The 10078-nt window shown below is 58.5% G+C and carries 6 protein-coding genes and 2 pseudogenes; 4 read left to right on the forward strand and 4 right to left on the reverse strand.

Features of this window, described 5'->3' with window-relative positions; all coding sequences use genetic code 11:
• Together AC1DLB_RS12545 and AC1DLB_RS12550 are read left to right on the forward strand one after the other, a co-directional pair.
• Positions 1-669: ATP-binding protein (locus tag AC1DLB_RS12545; RefSeq protein WP_477785071.1), on the forward strand; the 669-nt coding region annotated here is incomplete at its 5' end.
• 279 nt (positions 670-948) lie between these two features.
• Positions 949-2411: pseudogene (locus AC1DLB_RS12550) on the forward strand (FMN-binding glutamate synthase family protein).
• Here the strand turns inward: AC1DLB_RS12550 and AC1DLB_RS12555 are convergent.
• The 3 genes from AC1DLB_RS12555 to AC1DLB_RS12565 are packed head-to-tail and all read right to left on the reverse strand — an operon-like array spanning position 2389 to position 6425.
• Positions 2389-3984 (reverse strand): glycosyltransferase family 39 protein, encoded by a 1596-nt coding sequence (locus AC1DLB_RS12555; protein ID WP_477744520.1) that lies wholly within the window; start codon positions 3982-3984, stop codon positions 2389-2391. The pseudogene AC1DLB_RS12550 and the gene AC1DLB_RS12555 sit on opposite strands and share 23 nt — an antisense overlap.
• Positions 3974-5482 carry a glucosyltransferase domain-containing protein gene (locus tag AC1DLB_RS12560; protein WP_477744519.1) on the reverse strand — a complete coding sequence of 503 codons (1509 nt, stop codon included), beginning with the start codon at positions 5480-5482 and terminating at the stop codon, positions 3974-3976. The genes AC1DLB_RS12555 and AC1DLB_RS12560 overlap by 11 nt, the downstream gene beginning before the upstream one ends.
• Before the next feature lies 1 nt (position 5483).
• Positions 5484-6425: a glycosyltransferase family 2 protein gene (locus tag AC1DLB_RS12565; RefSeq protein ID WP_018926640.1), complete on the reverse strand. Its 942-nt coding sequence runs from the start codon at positions 6423-6425 to the stop codon at positions 5484-5486.
• A gap of 257 nt (positions 6426-6682) precedes the next feature.
• Between AC1DLB_RS12565 and AC1DLB_RS12570 the strand changes: the two genes are divergently transcribed.
• Entirely contained in the window at positions 6683-7807 is a 1125-nt protein-coding gene (locus AC1DLB_RS12570; RefSeq protein ID WP_477744518.1) for an OpgC family protein, read from the forward strand.
• A gap of 54 nt (positions 7808-7861) precedes the next feature.
• On the opposite strand, the gene AC1DLB_RS12575 is transcribed toward AC1DLB_RS12570, so the two are convergent.
• Positions 7862-9283, reverse strand: coding sequence for an amino acid permease (locus AC1DLB_RS12575; RefSeq protein ID WP_477785072.1), 1422 nt, complete (start codon positions 9281-9283; stop codon positions 7862-7864).
• Positions 9284-9897: 614 nt separating this feature from the next.
• On the opposite strand from AC1DLB_RS12575, the pseudogene AC1DLB_RS12580 reads away from it, so the two are divergent.
• A pseudogene (locus tag AC1DLB_RS12580) lies at positions 9898-10078 on the forward strand (REP-associated tyrosine transposase); the annotation flags it as partial.

Raw genomic sequence — 10078 nt, forward strand, 5'->3', positions numbered from 1 at the left:
ATGCTCGATGCCTATCGGGAGGCGGAGGCGGCCATTACCTCAAGCGAGGTCCTCGAACGTCTCGGCCAGCTCCGGGAAAAGGTCGAGCTGGAGTTTCTGCGCGAAGACATTCCGCTGCTGATCAAGGAGTCCAAGGACGGCATCAATCGGGTCGGGCAGATCGTCAAAGACTTGAAGGACTTCTCCCGCGTCGACTCCAATCAGGAATGGCAGTGGACCAACCTGCAACAGGGCATCGAGTCGACGCTGAACATCGTCGCCAATGAACTCAAGTACAAGGCCGATGTGGTGAAGGAGTATCAAACGCTGCCTGACATCGAATGCCTGCCGTCGCAGATCAATCAGGTGATCATGAACCTGATCGTCAACGCGTCTCAGGCCATGGGGCCGGAACGGGGCACCATCACCCTGCGTACCGGGCTTGAAGGTGAAACGGTGTCGATCGAAGTCGCGGACACCGGATCAGGCATCGAACCGGAATGCCTGCAGAAGATATTCGACCCGTTCTACACCACCAAACCGGTGGGCCAGGGGACAGGGCTCGGGTTGTCCCTGTCCTATGGCATCGTGAAAAAACACCGGGGCGACATTTCGGTACGCAGCGAAGTCGGCGTGGGTACCACGTTTCGGGTCGAGCTGCCGGTGCGCCAATCGAAAGCGGCTGTCTGACCAGCCGAACAAGGGATCAAATCTCAATCCAGGCTGTTTTCGTTTATTCTCCAGGCGCAGAATGCCTGACGCTCTGTGCTAACACAGGAAATCTCTGTGACGAGGGAGCTTGCTCCGCTGGATCGCGAAGCGAACCCAAAACAGGCAATGCGTTCAGTCAGACAAATCCCGTCAGCAGGTTTTGCGACTGCTGCGCAGCCGAGCGGGAGCAAGCTCCCTCGCCACAAAAGCCTGTATACCACGGTCCAACATGACCGAGTCCGAACCCAAGGAAACCGTATGAGCCTGTCACTCCTGAGCCGCTACGCCTTCTTTGCCGTCTGTGTGATATTCACCCTCGCCAGCCTGCCCTTCCTGGCATACGACTGGCTCTGGCCGATCGCCGCCGTCACCGGCGTCCTCAGCCTGGTGGGCCTGTTCGACCTGCTGCAAAGCCCTCATGCGGTGCGCCGTAATTACCCGATCCTGGGCAATATCCGTTATCTGGKGGAGGGCATTCGCCCGGAAATCCGCCAGTACCTGCTCGAAGCGACCCGAGCAGTTACCGGGTGATGGTCGGCGGTCCGCAGTGCACCCAACCGTACTCGGCATCGGTGTTCAACATCTCGGCCATGAGCTTCGGTTCCCTCAGCGCCAACGCCATTCGCGCGTTGAACCAGGGCGCCAAACTCGGCAACTTCGCCCATGACACCGGCGAAGGCAGCATCAGCCCCTATCACCGGGAAAACGGCGGCGACCTGACCTGGGAACTGGGCAGCGGCTACTTCGGCTGCCGCACCGCCGATGGCCGCTTCGACCCGGAACGCTTCGCCGCCCAGGCACAGAACCCGCAAGTGCGGATGATCGAAATCAAAATGAGCCAAGGCGCCAAACCCGGCCACGGCGGGATTCTGCCCAAGCACAAAGTCACCCAGGAAATCGCCGAAACCCGTGGCATCCCGATGGGCGAAGACTGCATTTCGCCGTCGCGCCACAGCGCGTTTTCCACGCCGATCGAAATGATGCACTTCATCGCGCAACTGCGTGAACTGTCCGGCGGCAAACCGGTGGGCTTCAAGTTCTGCCTGGGCCACCCGTGGGAATTCATGGGCATCGCCAAGGCCATGCTGGAAACCGGCATCCTCCCGGACTTCATCGTGGTCGACGGCAAGGAAGGTGGCACCGGCGCCGCGCCCGTGGAATTCACCGACCACATCGGCGTACCGATGCGTGAAGGCCTGTTGTTCGTGCACAACACCCTGGTGGGCCTGAACCTGCGGGACAAGATCAAACTCGGTGCCAGCGGCAAAATCGTCAGTGCCTTCGACATCGCCAGCGTCCTGGCCATCGGTGCCGACTGGGCCAACTCGGCGCGCGGCTTCATGTTCGCCATCGGCTGCATCCAGTCACAAAGCTGCCACACCAACAAATGCCCGACCGGCGTCGCCACCCAGGACACCCTGCGCCAGCGCGCGCTGGTCGTTCCGGACAAGGCCCAGCGCGTGTACAACTTCCATCGCAATACGCTGAAGGCCCTGGCCGAAATGCTCGCCGCCGCAGGCCTCGACCATCCTTCACAGCTGTCGGCCAAGCATCTGGTGCGACGCATGTCGGCGACCGAGATCAAGCTGTTCTCGCAGCTGCATGTGTTCTTGAAACCGGGGGAATTGCTCACTGGCGAAGTGAACGGCGAGTTTTATTCGCGGATGTGGCAGATGGCACGGGCGGACAGTTTTGAGCCTAATGATGCGGCGGCTGCATAGACTGTGTTAGCGCGCCAATCTCAGGGATTGGCGCGTCCTCCACGATGAACAAACGAGCCTCACTGCCCCCTTCCCTTAGCGTCAGCACCTGTTTCCAATGTTTCGGAAACAAGGCGTCATGCTCAGGACGAGCAATGCCCGTCACCCACCAGACTCTCCTGGCATTGAGTTTCAGGGTCGAAAAATCATTGAAGAAAATCGAGTGCAGGTGACGGGGAATGAGTGCCCAGCCACCATATTCAGCGGTTCCCCACAAGGTGCCGGTCGCTGTTTTGAAGACGTATAGCCTCGGCTGAATGCCTGTCGAGTTGTAGTACATGAACGGCAAGTACCAATACAGGTTATCCACAACGATTTCGTCATCCGGATGGGCTTCACGACTGAGTCCGGCGACCACGGCGTCCAGTTTCGCGTCTCTGCGAATGCTGGTGCCGTTCATCTCATCCGTTTGTGCGTAAATCGCCGACAGCCCGTGCACTTCCACCAAGACAATAAAAACCATGGCGATAGCAGCAAGGACAGCGTGGCGTTGGCTCAATGCGTCCAGCGCGAGCGCAACGATAAGGGGCAACGCAGCGGCGGCGAATACCAGGTACCTGGCATTGAAAACCGGCACGATCAGCGACACCAGAAACACGGTCAGCGCCGGCACAAAAAAATAGTCCACCAACAAAACACTGAAGGGTCGCTCGTTGCGTGCCTTGAACAGTACGGCAGCGGCGCAAACCATGATCAAAACCAAGGGTGTCACGCGCCATAAGTCACTGGTCGAACCCTCCATCACCACCAGTTGCCAAACGAAGGTCAGCACCGTCGGCCAGGTCAGCGGCGGTATCCATTCGAGCCCGTCCATTCGCAGCAATTGACTGACGAGAGGCGGTGCCCACGGCAGGTACAACACGACGATTGCACTGTTTATCAGTATCCACGCACGTACGGGGACCGTGTCCTGGACCTTGCGCACCCGCCACCAAAAAAGCCAATGCACCAACACGCACAATGCGGCGAAGTAGTGCGTGTAAAAAGCCGCCGTCATCAGCAACACGTAAACGGCCGGGTAACGCTTTTGATCCGGTGCCTTGACCCAGCACACCAGCGCCACAGTCGCCCCCATCAGCCAAAACCCCAGCAAGGTATACATTCGCACTTCCTGGCTGTAGCGCACCGATATCGGCAGCAACGCCAACAACACTGCGGCTATCCAGATCGCCTTTCGCGTCGCCAACAGGCTCATCAATTTAATGCCCAGCAACAGCGTGCCGACATCAGCCAGTGCGCTCAGGGACCGCGCAGACAACACGCCGTGACCGAACAGCACCATCCAGTAATGCAGCAAGACGTAGTAAAGCGGCGGATGAACATCCCGAGCCGTCGTGGCCCAGATGTACGCAGGCGAGCCCTCGGCCAGCAGTATGCTGTAAGCCTCGTCGTACCAGATGACCGGCACGGTGATGGCGTGAAATCTCGCCAACAATGCGATCGCCAGCACCCCCAGCAAACCCGCACCGTCGGCAACCCCGGATGGCAAGCGTTTGAGATAGATCACAGGAGCGCTCACCGTTTCACCACGCAAGCGTGGCGATCGGCGTCGGCTCTTTCATCACGATAAAACCGTAGTCACCCAACAGATAGAGGCTGTAGAACTTGTTATCCACCAGCGGTGGATAACCCTGATAACCCATCAGCGTCGCGTTGCGTCGCTCCCGCTCCGCGACCACGTTGGTGATGCCCGCTTTCGGCAGGTTTTCCGCCAGCATGTAGAAGTTGATGTTCAGCAGATAATGCAAAACCGGCATCTGCTTGAACGAGCCTGCAGCCTCCACCAGCCAGTGATCGGAATAACTCACCGACATGTATATGCGCTTGGCCTCGCGCAGTTGCCGATGGGATGCAATGTCATGCCCCAGGGAAAACAACGCGCTGGAAGCGAAGGTGTTCTGCACCGACAGTACGCGACCATAGGCGTAGGACAGCGAAAGCATGGCCAGCAGCGGAACCACCAACAGCAGCGTCAGCCGCTCATGAATATGTGCCAGCGCCAGATGGCTCAAATAGAACAGCAGCACCAACAGCACTGCGAACCCCATCAAGGTTCTGGCGCCTTCATTGAAATCCCGGAAAAACAACACAGCCCCCGACACTAGAAAAATCACGACCGGCACGGTCAACACACACGCCAGGCCCATCAGCACTTTTCTCAACGCCGTGTCCTGGCGTGCCACCACGTTCCGGGCCAGCTGCACGCTGCCCGCGATGGCGCACAACAGCAGCACGGCGAACACCCAGGTGAATCCACCGTGAAACAGCAGCACGACTTTTTCCAGCACGCGGCCGATGTTGATTTCCAGTTGTAGCCAGGGTGCTGCCGCCCAGTTCAGGAACAAAACACGGGTCTGATCCATGTATGGATAAGCGGTGACGCTGTAGATCAAGCCGCCGAGCAACACCTGGGCGAGTTTCCAGCCGATCAACTCGCACCATTGCCGCCAGGCCCATTTATCGTTCGCGCCCCTGAGCAGTTCGAGGCAACACAGGCCCAGAAATACATTAATACTCACCTGATAGAGCCCCAGCCCCAGAGCAATCAGGAAGGCCGGCACCAGCCATTGCAGGATGCGCGAAGGATGACGAAACGTGATCGCATAGATCACCGCCACCAGACTCAAGGCATTAGTCGGTCCGTCGTATTGATACGACAGGTTCTGCAGGAAGAACGGGTTGTACCAGAGCGGCAACACCACCATGCAGCAGGATAGCGTCGGCTGCGGGTAGTAATGAAACGTCAGGCTGGTCAACGCAAAAGTCATGGCCAGGGAGGCGATCAACAGCGGCAATGGAAAGATGTTCGGCGCGGCATCGCTGAAGGTCAGCGCGTTGTAAAACAGCTCGGTGAATAACCGTCCCTGCCCCACCCAGTCCGTGCCGGCGGACAGCGAACGCCAGTTGTCATCGATGTAGGGATAGTCGGCGAGGATCAGCGGAATGACATAGATCAGCGTCGCGAGTTGAAAAAACAGCCAGACCCGACGACGGCCGATTTCGCCGCTGAAAAAATCGCTCAGTCTGCCCATGCTAAAGCCCGACCCGGTCTTTGCCGCCGATGACGTCTTTGATCACATACCGGGGCCGATGCTTGGCTTCGATGTAGATGCGACCGACATACTCTCCAAGAATGCCGATGCCGATCAGTTGCACACCGCCCAGAAACAATATGGCCGTCATCAATGAAGGGTAACCGGGGACGCTGTTGCCGAAGAAAATCTTGTCCAGCACCATGTACACCGCATACAGCACCGCGAAGATTGAAATGCCGCCGCCGATGTAAGTCCACAACTGCAAGGGTACGGTGCTGAACGAGGTAATGCCTTCCAGCGCCAGGTTCCACAGCTTCCAGCCATTGAATTTGCTGCGTCCCGCCACCCGCTGGGCCCGCTCGTACTCCACCACCACGGTGGTGAAACCGGCCCACGAAAGAACGCCTTTCATGAACAACTGATGCTCGGGGAGTGCGCGAATCACATTGACCACCTTGCGGTCCATGAGGCGGAAATCCCCGACGTTCTCCTCGATACGGGTGTAGGAAATCCTGTTCAGCAGGTGGTAGAACATTGCCGCACTGTGGCGTTTCAGGTAACTGTCGCTGGCACGGTCCCGGCGTTTGGCGAGTACCACATCGGCACCTTTTTGCCACTCGGCAATCAACCGTGGAATGACGCTGATCGGGTCCTGCAGGTCCACGTCCATGGGGATCACCGCATCGCCAGTGGCGTACTCCAGCCCGGCAAACAACGCCGGCTCCTTGCCGAAGTTGCGCGAGAAATTGATCAGCAATACCTGTTCATCGACCTGGGCCAGCGCCTTGGCCTGCTCAGCCGTCTGATCGGTACTGCCGTCGTTGATGAACACGATCTCGACTTCATAAGGGTCAAGTTTCAACTCACGACGCACCGCCTGGTGGAACAGACTGATCGCCTGCTCTTCGTTGAATACCGGGACAATCAGCGAAACCTTCACGTTTCACACTCCTGAGAACCGAAGTGTAGATGCTCGCCAGATGCCATCATGGGGAGTTCTGGTGCGCGGACAGTCCGGCAGACCGATGGCCACACCGTTCGATCCGTTCGCTATAAGCATCTGAGACATTCGGTAATATCCAGCCTTTTGCAATTGCCTGTGAATAACGGCACCCTGCGCGCCGCCAATGTGCGGCGCACCCTCTTTTGCGGCGCCGGCAACTCCTTATTCAACAGCCCGTTCAAGAGCCCGCCTTCATGACGTCTGGACGCGATCACCGAATCGACTTTTTCCGCGGCCTGGCCCTGATCTTTATCTTCTGGGACCACGTGCCGCAGAACCCGCTCGCGCAGTTCACGGTGCGTAACTTCGGCTTCAGCGATGCGGCGGAGATTTTCGTGTTCCTGGCCGGTTACGCGGCCGTGCTGGCCTACGGCAAGATCGCCCGGCGCGACGGGCTCATGGTCGCCACGGTGAAAATCCTGCGACGCGCCTGGGTGCTTTATGTAGTGCACATCTTTTTGCTGGCGCTGCTGATGGGCATCGTGTTTTTCGCCAACAGCCACGTGGAAACCCGCGATCTGGTGCAGGAAATGGGCTTGCAGTATTTCCTCAGCAATCCGCAGCAGGCGTTGATGGACGAGTTGCTGCTGCGCTTCAAGCCGAACCTGATGGACCCGTTGCCGCTGTACATTCTGTTGCTGCTCGGCCTGCCGCTGGTACTGCCGATGCTGCTGCGCAAGGCTGAATACGTGGTGGGGCCGTCGGTGGTGTTGTACCTGCTGGCGCCATGGTTGCAGTGGAACCTGGCGGGCACCGACGGGGGCGTGTGGTTTTTCAATCCGATGGCCTGGCAGCTGCTGTTTATTCTCGGGGGCGCGGCGGCGATTCACCGGCAAAGGCCTCGGGCGCCGCAACCTCGACCGCTGACTCGACAGCCGGTTTTCATCGCGGCTCTGACCTATCTGGTAATGAGCGGGATGATCGCGCTGTCGTGGAAATGGCCGACCGTGCATGACGCGTTCATGCCCCAATGGCTCGGCGAATGGCTCTATCCGATCAGCAAGACCAACCTCTCACCGGCGCGTCTGCTGCACTTCCTCGCCCTCGCCTACGTCACCGCCAGGTTGTTGCCGAACACGGGCTGGACGCAACACTGGCTGGCGCGACAAAGCTGTCGCATGGGCCGATATTCTCTGGAGGTGTTTTGTTTTGGTGTGTTGCTGGCGCCGTTGGCGGACATGCTCAATGCCTTGGGTGGGAACGTATTGGCGATGCAGCTATTCAGCGCAATGTTGGGGGTCGGATTGATGGCGTTGCTGGGGGTTTGGCTGGATTTCAATAAGCGGTTGAATGTGCCGATACCCGTGGCAGCCGTTTAAATGCAAAAGCCCCGATCATTCTGACCGGGGCTTTTGCATGGCTGGCGTTACAACTTACGAAGCCGAACGCACCGCGCCTTGCGCCACATTGGTCGGCTGCAACTTGAACATGTAGAACAACACCGTCAGCAGTACCAGGAACGCCGGGCCCACATACAGCGCCACTCGGGTGTCCGGGAAGTACGCCATCAGGCCGACCACCAGCACCAGGAAGGCCAGCGCCAGATACGAACTGATCGGGTACAGCCACATGCGGTATTTCAGGCCGGCACGCTCGCTGGCACTCAGGCCTTTGCGGAACTTGAGCTGGGCCAGCAGGATCATCACCCAGGTCCAGATCGCACCGAAGGTGGCTATCGCGGTAACCCAGACGAAAACCTTCTCAGGCACCATGTAGTTGAGCAGCACGCCCAGCAACAACGCGCCGATCGACAACAGCAACGCACGACGGGGCACACCGCCGTTCGAGGTTTTGGCGAAACCGGCCGGGGCCTGGCCGTTCTGCGCCAGGCTGTAGAGCATGCGCCCGGTGCTGAAGATGCCGCCGTTGCAGGACGACAACGCCGCGGTGATCACCACGAAGTTGATGATGCCGGCGGCGGTCTTGATGCCCAGACGCTCGAAGGTCATCACGAACGGGCTGCCCTGGGTGCCAATTTCGTTCCACGGGTAAATTGACAGGATCACGAACAAGGCGCCGACGTAGAACAGCAGAATCCGCCAAAACACCGAGCCGATCGCATTGGGGATGGTCTTCTGTGGGTTCTTCGCTTCACCGGCGGTCAGGCCGATCATCTCGACGCCGAGGTAGGCGAACATCACCATTTGCAGGGACATCAACACGCCTTGCACGCCATTGGGCATGAAGCCGCCGTGGGCCCACAGATTGGAAATCCCCAGGGCGACGCCGTCGTTGCCGAAGCCGAACGCGATCACGCCGATACCGCCGACCACCATCGCAATGATGGTGACGATCTTGATCAGGGCGAACCAGAATTCGAACTCACCGAAGGCTTTCACCGCGATCAGGTTGATCGAGCCCATGCTGACCAACGCGGCAAGTGCCCAGATCCAGCGCGGCACGTCGGGGAACCAGACGCCCATGTACACCGCCACTGCGGTGATTTCCGCGACGCAGGTCACCAGCCACAGGAACCAGTAGTTCCAGCCGGTCAGAAAACCCGCCAAAGGCCCGAGGTAATCCTGGGCATAACGGCTGAACGAGCCGGCGACCGGATTGTGCACGGCCATTTCGCCGAGGGCACGCATGATCACCAGGATCGCCAGACCGCCGATGATGTAGGAGAGCATGATGGCCGGGCCGGYCATTTCGATGGCTTTGGCCGAGCCCAGGAACAGGCCGACGCCGATACAGGCACCGAGTGCCATCAGGCGAATATGCCGTTCGCCCAGTTCGCGTTTAAGCGGGCCGCCCTGAGCGGTCTCGCCGTGAGGCAGGTGATTGCCGACTGGCATAGGGGTGCAACCTCGTCTTGTTATTGGATATGACCACCGAGTGTCGAAGCGCCGACCGATAGGCCAGCGCCTGGTGAAACCGGGCCTGTCTTGTGGACAGACACGTCTTGTAGGACAAAACCTCCAAGATCAGCGGGGCGTGCAGTATAAAAAGCTAACGACAGGTGTTTTCACTATATAAAACACAATATTCAGCGATAACTAACGGGTAATTCCCGCAGAACGGAGTGGCATTACCTGGCTTATGCAGGTTTTTTCGCCACTGAAACCGCACGGAGTATTGCACAGCAATGGTGCATCGTCATGCCCCTACCTAGGCAGCATTTACCTCGTTGATGCGTCTAGCTCAACCCTTTCAGACGACACCTACCTTGTGGCGAGGGAGCTTGCTCCCGCTCGACTGCGCGCAGTCGCAAACCCGGTGAATCGTATTTATCAGACAAGTCCGGAATTGGGGCCGCTTCGCAGCCCAGCGGGAGCAAGCTCCCTCGCCACAAAAGCGCTATTCCCAATTGGATCCTGCATGGTTTTCGGAAATTTCAGTCAAATGTTGCAGATTCAGGTTTGGAGATAGGGACTAGGGTCAAAGGGGGAACTTCAAAAGGGCGCAAGGAATGCATCCACAACCATATTCACATCTGCTACGCCATGGACGATGTTCAGAACAGGGTCGGGCCTATCTCATCACAGCGGTTGTGCACCAACGCCGCCGAATATTCACTGATTGGCGGTTGGGACGTCTGTTAGTTACCGAACTCAAGCGGGCCCACGACCAGAAGTGGGTCAACTCAATAG

Source organism: Pseudomonas sp. 05N434, from assembly GCF_056396965.1.